Genomic DNA, 17470 nt, shown 5'->3' with positions numbered 1-17470 from the left:
GTTACGGCGAATTCACCTCAGGGCTAGGACTTGATCAGCTGCCACTTGCGCGCCCAGCGTCCCTTGCCAAAGCGGCTGAGCGTCAGAAGGTAGACGCCGGCATAGAGCACGGTCCCGACGCCGATCAGCACCCAGCCCCAGGTCCCCGGCATGCGCAGGGCCGGCGCGGTGGTGATCCAATCGTGCCGCGGCGAGGTGAACTCCAGCCACAGGCCCCCGACCCAGATCAAGGCGAAGAACGCCACGACCGGATAGCGCACGATCGGGCTGCGCTGAATCAGCAGCCATGCCTGGACGAGCGCAGCCACGACGCCGACGGTCAGGCCCGCCAGACAAGCCCACAGCGGGCCAGGGACGAGCCGCGCGACGCGCAGACCGGCCCAGACGGGCGCCCACAGGATCGGGCCCAGCATCAGAATGATCAGCAAGGCGCCAATCAGCAGGCCGAGGCCGCCGCCGATCACCTTGCCGGCGACTTCTCCGGCCTCATGCGGCCGGATGTTCGGATCGCCGCCAGGATTTTCCGGCGACGACGCGACAATGGTCTGGAGACGCGGCAGGGTCTGGCCAGGCCGCACCGGAGGAAGCCCGCCGTAGGATGACTTCCGCTTGAACATCAGGTCCTGCGACTGACCGCGAAATCGGCCAGGTCTTCCAGCGCCTCGCGCCAATCGTTGGCCGGGAAGATCGCCAGCGCCGCCTTGGCCTTGTCGGCATAGTCGGCGGCCAGGTCGAGCGTGGCGTCCAGGGCGCCCGAGCCGACGATCAACTCGCGGGCGCGGCGGAAGTCGGCCTCGGTCTGTTCGCGGCGGCCGATGGCGCGCTCCCAGAATTCCGCCTCGCGGGGCCCCGATCGGGCGATGGCCAGCAGCAGCGGCAGGGTCGCCTTGCCTTCGCGGAAGTCGTCACCGGCGTTCTTTCCCAGGGTCTCGGTCGTGCCCCCGTAGTCGAGCGCGTCGTCGACCAGCTGGAAGGCCAGGCCGAGATTCAGGCCATAGGCCTTCAGGGCGTCGGTCCGGGCGGCGTCGACCCCGGCCGATACAGCGCCGGCCTCCGAGGCGGCGGCGAACAGTTCGGCGGTCTTGGCCTGGATGATCTCGAGATAGACGGCCTGCGACAGGTTCAGGTCGTGGCTGCGCATCAGCTGCAGCACCTCGCCCTCGGCGATCACGCGGCTGGCGCGGGCCAGGATCTCCAGCGCCTTCATCGAGTTGGTCTCGACCATCAGCTCGAAGGCGCGGGCGAACAGGAAGTCGCCCACTAGCACGCTCTGCGCCGCGCCCCAGATCAGGTGCGCGGCGACCTTGCCGCGGCGCAGCTGGCTGCCGTCGACCACGTCGTCGTGCAGCAGGGTCGCGGTATGGATGAACTCGACGGCCGCGGCCAGCTTCAGGCAGTGGTCGTTGTCCGACTGGGCCAGGCGTGCGGCGGCCACGGTGAGCAACGGGCGAAGACGCTTGCCGCCGGCGGCGATCAGATGCTCGGCCAGGGCCGGGATGATCGGCACATCGCTCTGCATCCGGTCCGTGATCAGGGCGTTGACGCCCTTCATGTCGGCCTCGGCGAGGCGCACGAGACGATCCACCGAACCCGGCTTACGGGTGAGGGTCGCTGCGGCTACGTCCAAGACCATGATCTCCTTACGGCGGCCCCCCACGAACCATTGCGAGGGACAATGGTGGCGGGATAGGTCACGGTCAAGGCGAGCACAAGGCCTAGAAAGCATTGGACGATCAGCAGGTGACGGAGGATCGGGTTCTGGGAGGCCGCGTGCGGCTGCGCCAGAAGCCCGACGGGTACAGGGCCGGCATGGACGCGGCCCTGCTGGCGGCCGCCTGCGACGCCCTGCCCGGCCAGCGCGTGATCGAGCCCGGCTGCGGGGTCGGCGGCGCCCTGCTGGCCGCCGCGACTCGCCGGCCCGAGTTCGCTCTTCCAGGGCGTGGAGCGTGATTCCGCCGCCGCCGCCCTGGCTGCCGGCAACGCCGCGCTCAATGGCCTGGATCACCGCGTCAGCGTGGTCGAGGGCGACGTCGAGGCTGGCTTTCGCGCCCTGGCCCTGCCGGTTTTCGACGCGGTGATGACCAATCCCCCGTTTTTCGACGACCCGGCCGCCTTGCGCGCCCCCGCCCCTGCCAAGAGCGGCGCCTGGATGGCCGACGGCGGACTGGCCGCCTGGACCGGCTTCTGCCTGAAGGCCGTGCGCGAGGGCGGGACGATCACGATCATCCACCGCGCCGACCGCCTGGCCGATCTTCTTGAACAGCTGGCCCCAAAGGCCGGCTCGTTCCGCATCCGCCCGATCGCGCCCTTCGCCGACGTCCCGGCCAAGCGGGTGATCGTCCGGGCGATCAAGACGGGAAAGGCGCCGCTGGTCCTGCTGCCGCCGCTGGTCCTGCATGATCGCGCGGGCGGCAAGCATTCGGCCGAAGCCGAGGCGATTCTGCGCGGGGAAGCGGCGCTGGATTGGTGAGGCGTCCTACTCGGCGTAGAGCGCCAGGGCTCCCAGGCACAGCTCAAGCCCGGTCAGGTCTCGCAGCGGGTCCTGGGTGACGATCACGAACAGCCGCCGGGCCTCGCCCCACAGCATGACGGTCTCCGGCAGGCCGTTGTCCTCGACCACGCAGCCGTCGCCGTCGCGCCAGATCCGCGTGGCGTCCAGGGTCGCGCCCAGCAGGGTGTCGACCCGGGCGACATACTCGGCCTGGACCTCGCTGGTGACATTGAGATAGGCGAAGATCGGCCGGCCCAGGCCCGCCAGCACGCCCGCCTCGAACACCGTCGCGGTGTCGGCCGAGGGGCCGCGAAACGGCGTCAGGTTGACGACGGCCGCGTCGGCCTGGCGCAATTGCGCCATGCGGGCGGCGTAGAATTCCCGGGCCGCCATCTCGTCGCCGCCCTCGCCGGGCGGCAGGCGGGCGGGAACAATGGCTTCCAGGCCAGCCTCCAGGCACAGGGCGCGCTGACGCGCCGCCTGGGCTTCGCTGTCGGGGAGCCACGATTCAGGGCCGGCGAGCCAAAGGGAACGGACTGGGCGCATACCCTCTTAGGTCTGGTCCCGGACCCTCGCTGTCAATGTATGTCGGAGAACTCAATGGCGTCGATCGCGCGCAGAACCTTGTTGACCGGCGGCCTGGCCCTGGTCGCCGCGCCCCTTTTCACCACGTCCGGGCTGGCCGCTTCGCCCCAGCCGTGGATCGCCTATGACCGCCGCCTGAGAGCCTTGCTGGCTGACCCGCCCGAGGGCGGCGATTTCGACGCCGACTTCGAGCAGACCCTGTTCGACCTCAACAACATCTTCCGCGGCCGCCAGGGCCCGCGCGCCTTGGCCTGGGACAAGGGCCTGGCCCTGGCGGCCCGCGCCCATGCCGCCGACATGGCCGTGACCGGCGACTTCGACCATATGACCCGCGAGGGCTACTCCCCGGCGGGCCGCGTCGGCCTGCTGGCCCGCGACCTGGTCGGCGCGCCGGGCGAGAACATCGCCATGCGCCGCAACGTCGCCACCGTCGTGCGGCCCGACCAGATCATGGAGCAGTGGCGAACCAGCCCCGGCCACCGCGCCAATCTGCTGGCCCCAGGCTTCACCCATGTCGGCTACGGCGTCTACCGCCAGGGCCAGCGCGTCATCGCGGTCGGAGCCTATGCGGAGGTCGCCGCGCGCCTGGCTGGTCCCGCGCCGCTGCGGGTGGCCTCGGCCGAGGCGATCGCCGCGGCTCTGTCGCATGCGGCCCCGGCCATCCAGCAGTTCTCGGTATCCGAACCCGGCGGCGAAGTCCTGACCACGACCTATGTCGAGGGACGTCCGGAAAGCGCGTTGCCCCCCGGCGCCTGGCAGCTGCGCCCGCACCTGTCGACCGGTGAGCATCGCTACGAGGTGGCCTGGGGCCCGGTGTTCGTACTGGGGTAGCAGCACTACCCCAGCAGCTCTATTGCGCCACCGCCAGCGTCTCGATGCGGATCGCGACGTTGTCGCCGATCGCGCCCGCGCCGCCGGCGCTGCCGAACGCTTTGCGGCTGATAGAGCCGGTGATGGTGAAGCCGGCCATCTTCTTGGGCCCCATCGGACCCGTGCCGATCTTGTTGAGCTTGACGTCAAGGGTGACCGGTTGCGTCACGCCCATGATGGTCATGTCGCCGGTGACCTTGGCCGTGTCGGCGCCGGTCTTGACCACCTTGGTCGACTTGAAGGTCATGGTCGGGCTCTTGGCGGCGTTCAGCCAGCGCTCGCCCTTGATGTGCTCGTCGCGGGTCGGGTTGGCGGTCAGCAGGCTGTCGACGGAAACCGTGGCCTCGACGCGCGACTTCTCCGGCGCGGCCTCATCAAGCCAGATCGTGCCTTCCGACTTGGCGAAGATGCCGAGGATCGAGGTGAATCCGAAGCGGTCGATCGAGAAGCTGGTCTCGGTATGGGCGGTGTCGAGCTTGTAGGCGACCTCGGCGGCGAAGGCGGGCGCGGCGGCGGCCGTCAGGGCCGCGCCAGCGGCGATGGCGGCGAGCAGGCGTTTCATGAAACGGTTCCTCCGTCCCCCGACGGGACCGGCTTGGACTTTTCCCCGCGCCCGGCGACCGCGCAAGCGGGAAACGAAGCCCCGGTCCAAGCCGAGGGCTTCACGCCGATCAGGCCGCCAGCTCGACCAGTAACGCGTCCAGTTGCTCGAACTGTTCGGGCAGGCCGGCGGCGGAGCCGGTGATGGCCTCGTCGCAGGCTTCCTTGCTGGGATAGAGCTCGCTGAAGGTCAGCAAAGTCTTGCCGCCCTGATCATCGAAGGTGACGGTGGTCACCGTGATCTCGCCGGCCTCCTCGTTGGTCCAGACGATCTTCGAGGGCGGCGTCACCTCGATGTACTTGCCGAAGAAGGCCATAGAATTGGCCGCGTCCAGCCCGAACTCCAGGCGGTAGCCGCCACCCGTGCGGACATCCATCTCGCAGGCCCGCAGCGGCACGCCCAGAGTCTTCGGGGACCCACCAGCGCTGAAACAGCTCCGCCTTGCTCCAGGCCTCGAACACGATGTGCGTCGGGCCATCGAACAGGCGGGTGACCACCAGTTCCACGTCGGACTTGCGCTCCACCCTCGTCTCATTCTTCGCGGACATTCTGACTTTCCCTCTGTTTCAATTCTTCGACGACCTCGTCCAGCGCCTCGAAGCGCAGCTCCCAGCGGCGGCGATAGCGCTCGATCCACGCGGCTTCCTCTTCCAGCCGCGCAGGGCTGAGCCGGCAGGTCCGCACGCGCCCGACCTTCTCGGTGACCACAAGACCCGCCTGCTCCAACACGCTGACGTGCTTCCTCATGCCCGTGAGGGTCATGTCGAACCGCTCGGCCAGCGTCGTGATCGAAGCCTCCCCACGCCCCAGCTGCTCCAGGACGCCACGGCGGGTGGCGTCCGATAGCGCGGCAAACGAGGCGTCGAGGCGGACAGCTGAATACTGAACCATATAGTTCACCATTAGGCGCCAATCCCTCGCCCGCAAGCCCAAAACGAAAAGCCCCCGGCCTGGGAGGGCCGAGGGCTTCGTGGGATCTGATGGGTCGTGAAGCTTAGTTCTTAGCCTGGTCGACCAGCTTGTTCTTGGCGATCCAGGGCATCATGCCGCGCAGGCGGCCGCCGACTTCCTCGATCTGGTGCTCGGCCGCGCGGCGACGGGTCGCCTTGAAGCTCGGCTGGCCCACCTGGTTTTCCAGCATGAAGTCGCGCACGAACTTGCCCGACTGGATGTCTTCCAGCACGCGCTTCATCTCGGCCTTGGTTTCCGGCGTGATGATGCGCGGGCCGGTGACGTACTCGCCGTACTCGGCGGTGTTCGAGATCGAGTAGTTCATGTTGGCGATACCGCCTTCGTACATGAGGTCGACGATCAGCTTCAGCTCGTGCAGGCACTCGAAATAGGCCATTTCCGGCGCGTAGCCGGCTTCCACCAGTGTTTCGAAGCCGGCGCGAACCAACTCGACGGTGCCGCCGCACAGGACGGCCTGTTCGCCGAACAGGTCAGTCTCGCACTCTTCGCGGAAGTTGGTCTCGATGATGCCCGAGCGGCCGCCACCGATGGCCGAGGCGTAGGCCAGGCCGAGGTCGAGGGCGTTGCCAGTGGCGTTGTGGTGCACCGCGATCAGGCAGGGCACGCCGCCGCCCTTCTGGTACTCGCCGCGCACTGTGTGGCCCGGGCCCTTCGGCGCGACCATCAGGACGTCGATGGTGTCCTTCGGCTCGATCAGGCCGAAGTGAACGTTCAGGCCGTGGGCGAACAGCAGGGCCGCGCCGTCACGGATGTTGGGGGCGATCTCGTGCTTGTAGATCGCGGCCTGATGCTCGTCGGGCGCCAGGATCATGATCAGGTCGGCCCAGGCGGCGGCCTCGGCGACGGTCATGACCTTCAGGCCTTCGCCTTCGGCCTTCTTGGCGGTCGGCGAGCCAGCGCGCAGGGCGACGGCCACGTTCTTGATGCCCGAGTCCCGAAGGTTAAGCGCGTGGGCATGACCTTGCGAACCATAGCCTACGATCGCGATCTTCTTGTCCAAGATGCGGGCGAGGTCGGCGTCGCGATCATAATAGACGCGCATGTTTTATCTCCAAGGACTGGTCAATTTGGCCACCCCGCGCAACGGCGGAGCGACAAAGGCCGGGCGTTTGAGCGTTTTTTTGCCGTTTCGTCAAGGCGAAGCCGACAGAACGCCGAAAAGCCGAGGCCTTCGCGGCTTCGTTCTAGGCGCTCGCGCGGTCGTGCGCCATGCCGACGGCGAAAAGACGGGCGAGCCATCAGGCCCGCCCGTCCGCCACGCTGGTCTCCTCACCTGCGGGGAGTGAGGATTTTCGCTACCAGAAAAGGTCGTAATAGACGCTCAGGACCTGGCCGCTCCAGATATCGACCAGCAAGGCGTCGTCGCCGACCCGGACCCACTCGCAGCCGATCGGCGGCAACGGCAGGCCGTACGCGCCCCAGTTCAGATAGTAGGAGCTGCCATACCAGCCGCCCGGCAGGTAGTCGCCGAACGACCAGCTGCGCGCGTACCAGCCGCTGGGGTAGCGGTAGGCCGGGGCCCTGTAGCGTTGAGGCGCGTGATAGCTGGGGCGGTAGTAGCCGCGGTCGTACTGGTGGCGACCGCGGTCACGATCGCGGTACTGACCCTGGCCGGGACGACGGTCGTTTCGATCCCAGCCGCCACGGTTGCCATCCCAGCGATTGTTGTCCCAACGGTTGTTGTCGTTGCGATCCCAGCCGCCCCGGTTGTCATTGCGGTCCCAATTGCCCGGACGGTCGCCACGATTGTCGTTGCGGTCGGGCCGGCCGCGATGGTCGTCGCCGCGATTCCAGCCGCTCCGGTTGTCATTGCCGCCACGGTTCCAACCCGAACCGCCGTTGTTCTGCGGTTGTTGGGCTTGAGGCTGAGGCTGGGGCTGCTGTTGCGGTTGGGTTTGCGGGCGGTCGCCACGGTTCCAGCCGCCGCCGTCGCTACGCGGCTGGGCCTGGGGCTGCGCTTGAGGCTGAGATTGCGGGCGTTCGCCCCCGCCGTTGCGGTTCCAGCCGCCGTCACCGCCGCGATCCCCCCTGGGACCGCCATCGCCGTGATCGCGTTGGGCGAACTGTTGTCGCTGAGCCACCACCCCGGCGGCGGCTCCGGCCTCGGCCGCCGCGCCGCCCAGCAGCGAAAGCGCCAGGGCGGTCGTGATCAGACGTTTCATTTCTTGCTCCGAAGGGCCTTGAAGCGCGGCCCGGGCTTGTCCCTTGATAGCAGTGTCGGACTCGCCCGATGAACCGTGCTTGAACGAAGAACGCGTGAGGGCCTTGATGAGCGCGCACTACAACGACATCGTCGCCTTCTGGCGCGGAGCCGGGCCCAAGAAGTGGTTCAAGAAGGACCCCGCCTTCGACAGCGCCATCGCCCTGAAATTCGAGCAGACCCACTACCGCGCGTCCATGCGTCGCTACGACAGGTGGACCGAGACGCCCCTGGGCTCGCTGGCCTTGCTGATCCTGCTCGATCAGTTCCCCCGCAACATGTACCGCAACACCCCGCACGCCTTCGCCACCGACCCGCTGGCCCGGATGTTCGCCCACGAGGCCATCGCCGCGGGTCATGACACGGATCCGGCCATCGACGCGGACCTGCGACCGTTCTTCTACCTGCCGTTCGAGCACTCCGAGTCGCTGGTCGACCAGGAGCTCAGCGTCCAGCTGTTCGCCGCCCTCCAGGCCGACACCGGCGATGAGGAGTTCGATGAAGTTCGCGATCATCCATCGCGACATCATCGCCCGCTTTGGTCGCTTCCCCCACCGCAACGCCGGCCTTGGTCGCAAGACCACCGAGGCTGAGCAGGAGTTTCTCGACGAGGGCGGGTTCGCCGGTTAACCCCCTCTCAATCTTGGCGCGACCGTCCCTCGCCTGTAGGGTGACGCCTCAAATTCGGGGACACACCGGGGAACACCACGTATGAAAGCCTTCCGTAGCGCGCTTGCCGTTGGTCTGGCGCTGACCACCTTGACGCCTGTCACGGTCTTCGCCCAGGCCAAGGCCAGCAAGGGCCAGACCATGCAGACGCAGGCCTCGGCGGAGGTCCCGCGCTGCGCCCGCAAGCTGGGCACGCTGTCGATCGTCGACGGCGACGATTCCAGCGGCTGGACCCAGTACAACCTCGCCTCGCCGCAGAAGGTGCTCCGCGCCATCGTCCAGCGCTCGGGCTGCTTCAACCTGGTCGACCGGGGCGCCGGCCTGGGCGCGGCCCAGAAGGAGCGTGAGATCGGCGGCAATCTTGGCCTGCAGCGCGGCTCCAATGTTGGCCAGGGCCAGGTCAAGGCGGCCGACTACGTGCTGGTCGCCGAGGTCCAGGGCAGCAACAGCAATGTCGGCGGCGGCGCCGTGGCCGGCGCCCTCGGCGGCATCATCGGCGGTCGCGTCGGCGGCCTGGTCGGCGGCATCAAGACCAAGAAGCTGGAAGCCAACACCGTCCTGTCGCTGACCAATGTCCGCACCACCGAGACCATGTCGGTGTCGGAAGGCTATGCGGTGAAGAACGATATCGGCTGGGGCGCGGGCGGCGGCCTGGGCTTCGCCGGCGCGGTCGGCGGCGGCTACGAGGACACCGACATCGGCCGCATCGTCACCCTGTCGTTCATCAACGCCTATTCGAAGATGATCGGCGATCTGGGCCTGCTGGCCGAGGGCGGCCCGGCCGCCGCGGCCGCGCCGACCAAGACCTTCGCCGCCCAGCGCCCCGTCGCCATGCGCGCCACCCCGGTCGCCGGCGGCAAGCTGATCCGCACCCTCCCCGCCGGCGCCATCGTCTATCCGACGGGCAAGCAGCAGGACCTGTGGTGGGAAGTGGCCGACGAGAACGACAATGTCGGCTGGGTGCTGAACACGGGTCTGGCGCCGAGCAAGTAAGGCCAAGCTCCCGAAAAACGGGGAGAAATGACGATCGATTGTGGACGCCCGTCAGGCTCGTACTGGCGGGCGTTTCGATTCGGCGGCACTCTGTGTCCATCATGAGCACCGCCGTCCTCGACGCCCCCAAAGCCGCCGCCGATCATCCCGAGCGGCAGTACCTGGCCCTTCTCGCCGACATCCTGGCGAACGGCGTCCAGCGTGGCGACCGTACCGGCACCGGCACGCTCGGCGTATTCGGTCGCCAGATCCGGTTTGATCTGGCCAAGGGCTTCCCGGTCCTGACCACCAAGAAACTGCACCTGCGCTCGATCTTCATCGAGCTGCTGTGGTTCCTGAAGGGCGACACCAACATCGCGTATCTCAAGGACAACGGCGTGCGCATCTGGGACGAGTGGGCCGACGACAACGGCGACCTCGGCCCGGTCTATGGCAAGCAGTGGCGCTCGTGGGCGGCTCCGGACGGTCGCCTGATCGACCAGATCGCCAACCTCGTCGAGAACCTGAAGACCAATCCCAACAGCCGCCGCCACATCGTCACGGCCTGGAACCCGGCCGATGTCGACGACATGGCCCTGCCGCCCTGCCACTGCCTGTTCCAGTTCTTCGTCGCCGATGGGAAGCTGTCCTGCCAGCTCTACCAGCGCAGCGCCGACGTGTTCCTGGGCGTGCCGTTCAACATCGCCAGCTACGCCCTGCTGACCCTGATGGTCGCCAAGGTCGTCGGCCTGGAGCCGGGCGAGTTCGTCCACACCTTCGGCGACGCGCACCTTTATCTGAACCACCTGGACCAGGCCCGCGAACAGCTGACCCGCGAGCCCTATCCCTTCCCGGCCCTGAAGATCGCCGACAAGCGCGACCTGTTCGCCTTCGACTACGAGGACTTCACCCTGGAAGGCTATCAGGCCCACCCGCACATCAAGGCCGAGGTCTCGGTTTGATCGGTCTCCCATGAGCGCGATCCTCGCCATCGTCGTCGCCCGCGCCGCCAACGGCGTTATCGGTCGTGACGGCGACCTTCCCTGGCGGCTGAAGTCGGATCTGGCTCTGTTCAAGGCCAATACCCTGGGCAAGCCGATCATCATGGGCCGCAAGACCTGGGAAAGCCTGCCCAGGAAGCCCCTGCCCGGCCGCACCAACATCGTCCTGACCCGCGACCAGAGCTTCGAGGCCGCGGGCGCCGTGGTCTGCGAGACCTGGATGGAGGCGGTGCAGATCGCCCGGGAGCAGGCAGCCGACGACGGGGTCGAGGAGGTCTGCGTGATCGGCGGCCACGCCCTGTTCGAGCTGGCCCTGCCCAAGGCCAAGCGCCTGTACCTGACCGAGGTCGCCGCCGAGGTGGAGGGCGACGTCCGCTTCCCTGACTTCGACGAGGCGGCCTGGACCGAAGTCCGTCGCGAGACGCACCCCGCCGGCGAAGGCGACGACCATGCCTTCGTGTTCCGGGTGCTGGAGCGGCGCTAGTTCGCCGGTTCTGTCGCCAGCGGACGCGGCTTCTTCTCGAGCTCGGCCCGTTTGTGCGTCTTCAAGTACTTGCCCGTGCAGGCCTGGAAGACGACCTCGACCTCACCGCCCTTGCCGACATCGGGCATGGCGTACTTGGCCGGGCCGATCCGCTGGGCGGTGATCACGGTATCGCCTTTGTCGGTCTTGCTCCAGGCGATCCGCGAATGGACGCCGGTGTCGCCGAAGCGCTTCTGAAGATCGCGGTCGAAGGTCTTGTGGACCGCGCCCTCGACGATCGGCTTCCACTGCTCGGTCTTCATCGCCGGGCAGCTTGGCCGCGTCGGCATCGCCGCCGACTTCGACCACGGCAGGGAGGGCATGGCCGCGCAGGCCGTCAGCATCACGCCCACCGCCGCGACGGCCACCACAGATACCCGCATACCCAGAATCCCTTGTCCGTACTTCACCCCACGCTCACCGCGAAATCGTGGCGGGCGCAAGGCCTCAGTCGTCGGTGAAGTAGTCGGCGATCGCCGCGTCCACCGTTTCCAGCTCGAACTTCGGCGAGGCGGCGCGCTCCAGGGCCCGGCGGATCTGCCAGGCGCTACGGCCGACATGGACGCCCATGCCGCGCAGCTCGGCGACGATGGCCTCGCGGGTGGCCTCGTCGACCGACTTGTTGTTCTCCAGCCGCGCCTGGTCCAGCCGCCAACCGAAGAAGGTGTCGGGCGTCAGTTCGACCACCGCCCCCGGCGCGGGCAGCCACTCGTAGATCGCGCTCTGCCGGTCGACGGCGTAGTCGACATAGTTGGCCAGGCAGTTGCGGTAGCGGCGGGCCGCGTCGCGGATGGCCGCGACCGTCTCCAGCGGCCGCAGGCGCTCGGTGCCCGGATGGGGCGGTGGGGGCAGTTCGCGGCGGAAGTCCTCGGCCACCAGGGTGAACAGCGCCTTGGGCGTCGGGACATGACCCCAGGCGGCGATCCGCTGGGCCAGCAGTTCCGGCGACAGGCGCTTCTTCAGCACCGCGTGGGCCTCGGCCAGCAGGGCGGCCTGGGCGGGGCTGACGCGCAGGGCCACCCCGCCGACCTCGCGCAGGTCGGCCGGCAGCGCCGCCAGGGCGCGGACCAGGTCCGGGGTGATCGCGTCGGCGTGGCGCAGGGTCTTGGCCGGCGCGGGGTCGGCCAGCAGATGCACCAGCGCGCGGTAGTCCTCCGACGCCCAGGCGATCTCGCCCAGGCGCTCCAGCGCCCGGCGCAGACCGGCGGGCGCGGCGTCCTCCAGGGCGAGCGCGATGGCCTTTCGCAGCGACAGGTCCATCAGGCCGACGACGTCGATCGGGGGACCGCCGTGAGGCTCGGCGGCCAGCATCAGGCAGATCAGGTGCCGCCGCGCCGCCGGCGCGGTGACGAAGGCGGTATGGGGCGCGGGCCACAGGGCGGCCAGCACATCGGCATAGGCCGGCGCGATCAAGCGTAGCAGGGGCGAGGCGACGGAGGTCGTACTCGCGAGAGACAGGACGGTCATTGAAGAGCTCCGGCGGCGGCCGGAGCGGCCGCGGCTAGCGGTAGATGCGCAAGGGGCGAGCGGTGGATCGGCGGCGCGAATTCGACGGCGCGCGCCAACCCGCCTTCGGCGGTGCGTTGGTCTGTGCGGCGACGAGTTTCATGCGGCGGATCGGCTCCCGGAGCTGGTTTCGAGGCTGGCTGATCCCACAGGCATCGACTCGCGACAAGCCCCGAGAACGCCGTTCGAGCACGCGCGCCGGTTGATGTGGCGCTCATGACACGGTTCGCCGAACGGAACCCTCGCCAGGTTCAAACGAGCGTTTATAGTGATCCCCAACACCCGCTCAGAGGTGTCAGGGAGACGTCGATGGACACCCAATTGGTCGCCGAAGGTCTGCAATTCCCCGAAGGTCCCGTGGCCATGGCCGACGGTTCGGTGATCCTCACCGAGATCCAGGGTCAGCGCCTGACCCGGGTCTGGCCGGACGGCCGCAAGGAAACCGTGGCCGAAACCGGCGGCGGGCCCAACGGCGCGGCGATCGGCCCGGACGGCGCGCTCTACGTCACCAACAACGGCGGCGCCTTCCAGTTCTTCGAGGCCAACGGGCTGAACATCCCCGGCCCTACCCCGCCGACCCACAAGGGCGGCTCGATCCAGCGGATCGACATCGCCACCGGCGCCGTCACCACGCTCTACACCGCGTGCGACGGCAAAGACCTGGTCGGCCCCAACGACCTTGTCTTCGACAAGCAGGGCGGCTTCTGGTTCACCGACCACGGCTGCTCGACGCCCGAAGGCCGCAAATATGGCGCACTCTACTACGCCCTGCCCGACGGCTCGAAGATCACCCGCTGGCGCGATCACTTCGTCTCGCCCAACGGCGTGGGCCTCTCGCCCGACGAAAAGACCGTCTACATGGCCGACACCATGCTGGGCCGCCTGTGGTCGTTCGAGGTGACCGCTCCCGGCGTCCTGGCCGATCCCCTGCCCCTTCAGCCTGGCGACGTGGTCTGCAACCTGCCGGGTTACCAGTTGCTGGACAGCCTGGCCGTCGAGGCCGGTGGCAAGGTCTGCGTGGCGACGATCATCAATGGCGGCATCACCGCCTTCGACCCGGACGGTTCGACCGAGCACTATGCCTTCCCGGACGTGATCGTGACCAACATCTGCTTTGGCGGGGCCGACATGCGCGACGCGTGGATCACCGCCTCGGGCACCGGCAAGCTCTACAAGGCCCGCTGGCCGCGCCCAGGCCTGAAGCTGAACTTCAACGCCTAGGCGTCCAATCGATGAACTGAAGTCACAAGTCCTGTGCCAAGTCACGGCGTAGTCTGGCGTCGTGGCGGGCCCATCTGTGGAGCCGTCAAAGCAACGGAGCCCAGCGATGGACCTCAAACTGAACGACAAGACCGCGCTGGTGACCGGCTCGACCGCCGGGATCGGCCTGGAGATCGCCCGCACCCTGGCCGTCGAAGGCGCCAAGGTGTTTGTGACCGGCCGCACCCAGGACAAGCTGGACGAGGCCCTGGCCAGCATCCGCGCTTCGGGCGGAGCCAAGGTCGAGGGCGTGCTCGCCGACGCGGCCACGGCCGATGGCGCCGCCGCCATTCTCAAGGCCGTCCCCTCGGTCGACATTCTCGTCAACAACCTCGGCATCTACGAGATGAAGGCCTTCGCCGATATCCCGGACGAAGACTGGCTGCGCCTGTTCGAAGTCAATGTGATGAGCGGCGTGCGCCTGTCGCGCGGCTATTTCCCGGGCATGCTGGAGCGAAACTGGGGCCGGGTGATCTTCATCTCATCGGAGTCGGGTCTGGCGATCCCCGGCGAGATGGTCCACTACGGCATGACCAAGAGCGCCCAGCTGGCGGTCGCGCGCGGCATGGCCCAGCAGACCAAGGGCACGGGCGTCACGGTCAATTCCGTCCTGCCGGGTCCGACCCGCGCGGCCGGCATCTTCGAGTTCCTGAAGAGCGTATCGGCCAATCCGAACGGCACGGCCGCTGAGCACGAAGCCGAGTTCTTCGAGAAGCACCGCACCTCGTCGCTGTTGCAGCGGATGATCGAGCCGCAAGAGATCGCCAGCCTGGTGGCCTATGTCGCTAGTCCGCTGTCGGCGGCCACCAACGGCGCCTCGCTGAAGGCCGAGGGCGGTCTGGTCACCACCATCGCCTAGGATGAAAGCGGCGGGAGGAGCGTCAGCCCCCGCTCCCCCGCCTACTCCCGCAGGAAGGCGCCGGCGACCAGCAAGGCCATGGCCAGCAAGGCGAGCAGGCCGGACAGATAGGGCAACCAAGTCATCGACGCCTCCCGCTGGTGAGCGAGACGACGATGGTCCGGGGCCGGCCCAAGGCACAGCCCCGGAACAGGGGGTGTCGGCTAGTACAGCGCGCCCAGGGCGGCGCGCTCGAAGTTCTTCAGCTCATCATTGCGGCCTTCGCGGATCTTCACGACCCATTCCGGGTCCTGCAGCAGAGCCCGGCCGACGCCGACGAGGTCGAACTCGCCGCGCTCCAGACGCTCCAGCAGGCCGTCGATCGAGGCAGGCTGGCTACCCTCCCCGCCGAACGCGGCGATGAACTCGCCCGACAGGCCCACCGAGCCGACGGTGATGGTCGGGGCCCCGGTCAGCTTCTTGGCCCAGCCGGCGAAGTTGAGGTCGGATCCCTCGAACTCCGGCTCCCAGAAGCGGCGCTGCGAGCAGTGGAAGATGTCGGCGCCGGCGTCGGCCAGCGGCTGCAGCCAGGCTTCCAGCTCGCGCGGGGTCGAGGCGTTCCGGGCCGTGTAGTCCTGCTGCTTCCACTGCGACAGGCGGATGATCACCGGATAGTCCGGGCCGACGGCGGCGCGAACCGCCTTCAGGATCTCGGCGGCGAACCGCGCCCGCTCGCCAATCGTCGGGCCGCCCCACTTGTCGGTGCGGATGTTGGTGCCGGCCCAGAAGAACTGGTCGATCAGATAGCCGTGGGCCCCATGCAGCTCGACCGCGTCGAAGCCCAGGCGCTTGGCGTCGCCCGCAGCCTGGCCGAAGGCGGCGATGGTGTCGGCGATATCGGCGTCGGTCATCGGTTCGGTGAACGGCTCGCCACCGGCCTTCGAGATGCCCGAGGGGCTGTCGACCTTGCCCAGCTGGGCCGGCCCCTTGGCCGAGCCGACGTGCCAGAGCTGCGGGGCGATCAGGCCGCCGGCCGCGTGGACCTCGTCGACCACCTTCTTCCAGGCGGCCAGTTCCTTCTCGCCGTGAAAGCGCGGCACGTTGGCGTCGTTCAATGAGGCCGGCCGGGCCACGCCCGTGCCCTCGGTGACGATCAATCCGACTTGGTTCTCGGCGCGGCGGCGGTAGTAGGCGGCGACCTCGTCGGTGGCCACGCCGCCGGGCGAGAACGACCGCGTCATCGGCGCCATCACCACCCGGTTAGGCAGCTTCAGCGACTTGAATTCGAACGGCTTGAACAGGGCGTCGAGCGACATGAGGGATTCCGAAACAGGAGAGGTTACCGGCGATCCAAACACGCGTTTGGATCGCCACGCCATCCAGAAAAACTGAGGCGCTAAAGCCCCAGCACCATCTTGGCCATGATGTTGCGCTGGATCTCGTTTGATCCCGCGTAGATCGAGGCCTTGCGGTAGTTGAAATAGGCCGGCGCCGCGGGCGCCGCGTAGTCTGGGCCGGCGCGCCGCTCGTTGCTCTTGGACCAGGGATCCTCGACGAATGGCGCAGCGTAGGTTCCAACCGCCTCCAGGGTCAGCTCGGTGATCGCCTGCTGATATTCCGAGCCCACGCACTTCAGCATCGACGAGGCCGGGCCGATCGCCTTGCCGGCGGTGCGGCTCGAGAAGATCCGCAGCTCGGTGGCGTTCAGCGCCTCGACCTGGATCTCCAGATTGGTGATCTTGCTCCGGAAATCGGCGTCGTCGAGCAACCGGCCGCCGTCGTCGGCCAGCTCCAGCGCGGCGATGCGCTTGACCTTCTTGAGCATGTTCATCAGGCCCGGCGCATAGGCGTTACCGCGTTCGAACTCGAGCAGGTACTTGGCGTAGGTCCAGCCCTTGTTCTCCTCGCCGATGCGGTTGGCGACCGGCACCCGCACATTGTCGAAGAAGACCTGGTTGATCTCCTGCTCGCCGTCCGGCGGGCCGTCCAGGGTCGGCAGCGGCTTGATCTGGATGCCGGGGCTGTCCATGCGCAGCAGCAGGAACGAGATGCCCTCCTGCGGCTTGCCCTGGTTCGAGGTGCGGACCAGGCAGAACATCCAATCGGCCCACTGGGCGTGGGTGGTCCAGATTTTCGAGCCATTGAGGACATAATCGTCGCCGTCCCGCTCGGCCTTCATCTGCAGGCTGGCCAGATCCGACCCCGAGCCTGGCTCGGAATAGCCCTGGCACCACCAGATGTCGGACTTCAGGATCGGCGGCAGATGCTGGGCCTTCTGCTCGGGACTGCCGAACGCCATGATCACCGGCGCGACCATCTTCAACCCCATCGGCGAGGAGGTCGGCACGCCGGCCAGGCTCATCTCCATGTTGAAGATGTAGCGCTGCGAGGGGGTGAACCCCGCCCCGCCCAGCTCGACCGGCCAGTCCGGCGCGGCCCAACCGCGCTCGGCCAGCTTCTTCTGCCAGGCCACCTGGCCGGCCTTGTCGAGATAGCCGTTCTTGGATTGGCTGAACTGCTTCTTCAGGCCGTCGTCATAGGCGGTCGCGATCCAGTCGCGGACCTCCTGCTGGAAGGCCAGGTCCTCGGGCGAGAAGGCCAGATCCATCGCCGTCTACTCCACGGCGTCCAAATATTCGATCTCGGGGCGACCGGCCATGAACGGTCCCATCGCCGCGCCGGCGGCCTTGAAATACTCCGTGCCGCCGTGGTGCTTCAGCGCGTCCTCGGAGGCGTAGAGCTCCAGGACCTTATAGGTCCCGACTTCGGTCTTGGACTTGGTCAGCTGGTAGACGAGGCAGCTCGGCTCGTTGGCCTTCACCTTGTTCTGGAGATCCAGGAACACCTTCTCGAAATCCCCGGCCTTGTCCGGCTGGACCCTCAAAACCGCGACGACGCCAATCATGCTTGCCTCCCAACATTTGTTTGAAAGGCAGGATGCGGGAGCAAGGCGATGGGAGCAAGGGGGACGTGGCGGAACGC

General features: G+C 67.8%; 19 protein-coding genes and 2 pseudogenes. 8 read left to right on the top strand and 13 right to left on the bottom strand.

Going from position 1 to position 17470, the window contains the following annotated elements; all coding sequences use genetic code 11:
* Window positions 1-23 precede the first annotated feature (23 nt).
* Complete coding sequence (locus tag ACHMW8_RS15610) at window positions 24-617, bottom strand: hypothetical protein (RefSeq protein WP_395443044.1); 594 nt, start codon at window positions 615-617, stop codon at window positions 24-26.
* Entirely contained in the window at window positions 617-1627 is a 1011-nt protein-coding gene (locus tag ACHMW8_RS15605; protein WP_199743411.1) for a polyprenyl synthetase family protein, read from the bottom strand. Before ACHMW8_RS15605 ends, ACHMW8_RS15610 begins: the two co-directional genes overlap by 1 nt.
* A gap of 98 nt (window positions 1628-1725) precedes the next feature.
* On the opposite strand from ACHMW8_RS15605, the pseudogene ACHMW8_RS15600 reads away from it, so the two are divergent.
* A pseudogene (locus tag ACHMW8_RS15600) lies at window positions 1726-2470 on the top strand (tRNA1(Val) (adenine(37)-N6)-methyltransferase).
* A gap of 6 nt (window positions 2471-2476) precedes the next feature.
* Here ACHMW8_RS15600 and ACHMW8_RS15595 read toward each other — a convergent pair.
* Window positions 2477-3037: a nucleoside 2-deoxyribosyltransferase gene (locus tag ACHMW8_RS15595; RefSeq protein ID WP_125156420.1), complete on the bottom strand. Its 561-nt coding sequence runs from the start codon at window positions 3035-3037 to the stop codon at window positions 2477-2479.
* 54 nt (window positions 3038-3091) lie between these two features.
* Here ACHMW8_RS15595 and ACHMW8_RS15590 point away from each other — a divergent pair, with 54 nt between their 5' ends.
* On the top strand, window positions 3092-3907 hold the full coding sequence (locus ACHMW8_RS15590; protein ID WP_395443043.1) for a CAP domain-containing protein: 816 nt from the start codon (window positions 3092-3094) through the stop codon (window positions 3905-3907).
* A 19-nt stretch (window positions 3908-3926) separates the two neighbouring features.
* On the opposite strand, the gene ACHMW8_RS15585 is transcribed toward ACHMW8_RS15590, so the two are convergent.
* The 5 genes from ACHMW8_RS15585 to ACHMW8_RS15565 all read right to left on the bottom strand — a co-directional run bounded on the left by ACHMW8_RS15585 (window position 3927) and on the right by ACHMW8_RS15565 (window position 7681).
* Entirely contained in the window at window positions 3927-4508 is a 582-nt protein-coding gene (locus ACHMW8_RS15585; protein WP_125156418.1) for a YceI family protein, read from the bottom strand.
* Between the two features lie 109 nt (window positions 4509-4617).
* Window positions 4618-4944, bottom strand: a complete 327-nt coding sequence (locus ACHMW8_RS15580) for an SRPBCC domain-containing protein (RefSeq protein ID WP_395443042.1) — start codon at window positions 4942-4944, stop codon at window positions 4618-4620.
* Between the two features lie 134 nt (window positions 4945-5078).
* Entirely contained in the window at window positions 5079-5438 is a 360-nt protein-coding gene (locus ACHMW8_RS15575) for an ArsR/SmtB family transcription factor (protein ID WP_395445989.1), read from the bottom strand.
* A 103-nt stretch (window positions 5439-5541) separates the two neighbouring features.
* A complete protein-coding gene (ilvC, locus tag ACHMW8_RS15570) occupies window positions 5542-6561 on the bottom strand; it encodes a ketol-acid reductoisomerase (protein WP_125156415.1) in 1020 nt (339 codons plus the stop codon).
* A 253-nt stretch (window positions 6562-6814) separates the two neighbouring features.
* Window positions 6815-7681 carry an RcnB family protein gene (locus ACHMW8_RS15565; RefSeq protein WP_395443041.1) on the bottom strand — a complete coding sequence of 289 codons (867 nt, stop codon included), beginning with the start codon at window positions 7679-7681 and terminating at the stop codon, window positions 6815-6817.
* Window positions 7682-7787: 106 nt separating this feature from the next.
* On the opposite strand from ACHMW8_RS15565, the pseudogene ACHMW8_RS15560 reads away from it, so the two are divergent.
* The 4 genes and pseudogenes from ACHMW8_RS15560 to ACHMW8_RS15545 all read left to right on the top strand — a co-directional run bounded on the left by ACHMW8_RS15560 (window position 7788) and on the right by ACHMW8_RS15545 (window position 10845).
* Window positions 7788-8349: pseudogene (locus ACHMW8_RS15560) on the top strand (DUF924 family protein).
* A gap of 81 nt (window positions 8350-8430) precedes the next feature.
* Window positions 8431-9381, top strand: coding sequence for an SH3 domain-containing protein (locus ACHMW8_RS15555; RefSeq protein WP_395443040.1), 951 nt, complete (start codon window positions 8431-8433; stop codon window positions 9379-9381).
* Between the two features lie 101 nt (window positions 9382-9482).
* Entirely contained in the window at window positions 9483-10322 is an 840-nt protein-coding gene (locus ACHMW8_RS15550) for a thymidylate synthase (RefSeq protein WP_395443039.1), read from the top strand.
* Between the two features lie 10 nt (window positions 10323-10332).
* On the top strand, window positions 10333-10845 hold the full coding sequence (locus tag ACHMW8_RS15545; protein WP_395443038.1) for a dihydrofolate reductase: 513 nt from the start codon (window positions 10333-10335) through the stop codon (window positions 10843-10845).
* On the opposite strand, the gene ACHMW8_RS15540 is transcribed toward ACHMW8_RS15545, so the two are convergent.
* Together ACHMW8_RS15540 and ACHMW8_RS15535 are read right to left on the bottom strand one after the other, a co-directional pair.
* On the bottom strand, window positions 10842-11267 hold the full coding sequence (locus ACHMW8_RS15540) for a hypothetical protein (protein WP_395443037.1): 426 nt from the start codon (window positions 11265-11267) through the stop codon (window positions 10842-10844). The genes ACHMW8_RS15545 and ACHMW8_RS15540 overlap by 4 nt on opposite strands.
* Window positions 11268-11331: 64 nt before the next feature.
* Window positions 11332-12351: a hypothetical protein gene (locus ACHMW8_RS15535; protein ID WP_125156409.1), complete on the bottom strand. Its 1020-nt coding sequence runs from the start codon at window positions 12349-12351 to the stop codon at window positions 11332-11334.
* A 348-nt stretch (window positions 12352-12699) separates the two neighbouring features.
* Here ACHMW8_RS15535 and ACHMW8_RS15530 point away from each other — a divergent pair, with 348 nt between their 5' ends.
* Together ACHMW8_RS15530 and ACHMW8_RS15525 are read left to right on the top strand one after the other, a co-directional pair.
* Window positions 12700-13611 (top strand): SMP-30/gluconolactonase/LRE family protein, encoded by a 912-nt coding sequence (locus ACHMW8_RS15530; RefSeq protein WP_125156408.1) that lies wholly within the window; start codon window positions 12700-12702, stop codon window positions 13609-13611.
* A gap of 106 nt (window positions 13612-13717) precedes the next feature.
* Window positions 13718-14509, top strand: coding sequence for an SDR family NAD(P)-dependent oxidoreductase (locus ACHMW8_RS15525; RefSeq protein WP_395443036.1), 792 nt, complete (start codon window positions 13718-13720; stop codon window positions 14507-14509).
* Window positions 14510-14712: 203 nt separating this feature from the next.
* Here ACHMW8_RS15525 and ACHMW8_RS15520 read toward each other — a convergent pair whose 3' ends face one another.
* From ACHMW8_RS15520 to ACHMW8_RS15510, 3 genes are all read right to left on the bottom strand, one after another.
* Window positions 14713-15804 (bottom strand): NADH:flavin oxidoreductase, encoded by a 1092-nt coding sequence (locus tag ACHMW8_RS15520; protein WP_125156406.1) that lies wholly within the window; start codon window positions 15802-15804, stop codon window positions 14713-14715.
* An 80-nt stretch (window positions 15805-15884) separates the two neighbouring features.
* The gene (locus tag ACHMW8_RS15515; protein WP_125156405.1) at window positions 15885-17096 is read right to left on the bottom strand and encodes an acyl-CoA dehydrogenase family protein; all 1212 of its coding nucleotides are present in this window, start codon (window positions 17094-17096) and stop codon (window positions 15885-15887) included.
* Window positions 17097-17102: 6 nt separating this feature from the next.
* Window positions 17103-17393 (bottom strand): putative quinol monooxygenase, encoded by a 291-nt coding sequence (locus ACHMW8_RS15510; protein ID WP_395443035.1) that lies wholly within the window; start codon window positions 17391-17393, stop codon window positions 17103-17105.
* Window positions 17394-17470: the final 77 nt, after the last annotated feature.

Origin of the sequence: Caulobacter sp. UC70_42, assembly GCF_044056025.1 — a bacterium.
Taxonomy (GTDB): domain Bacteria; phylum Pseudomonadota; class Alphaproteobacteria; order Caulobacterales; family Caulobacteraceae; genus Caulobacter.
This window is presented reverse-complemented; position numbering and strand designations above follow the sequence as displayed.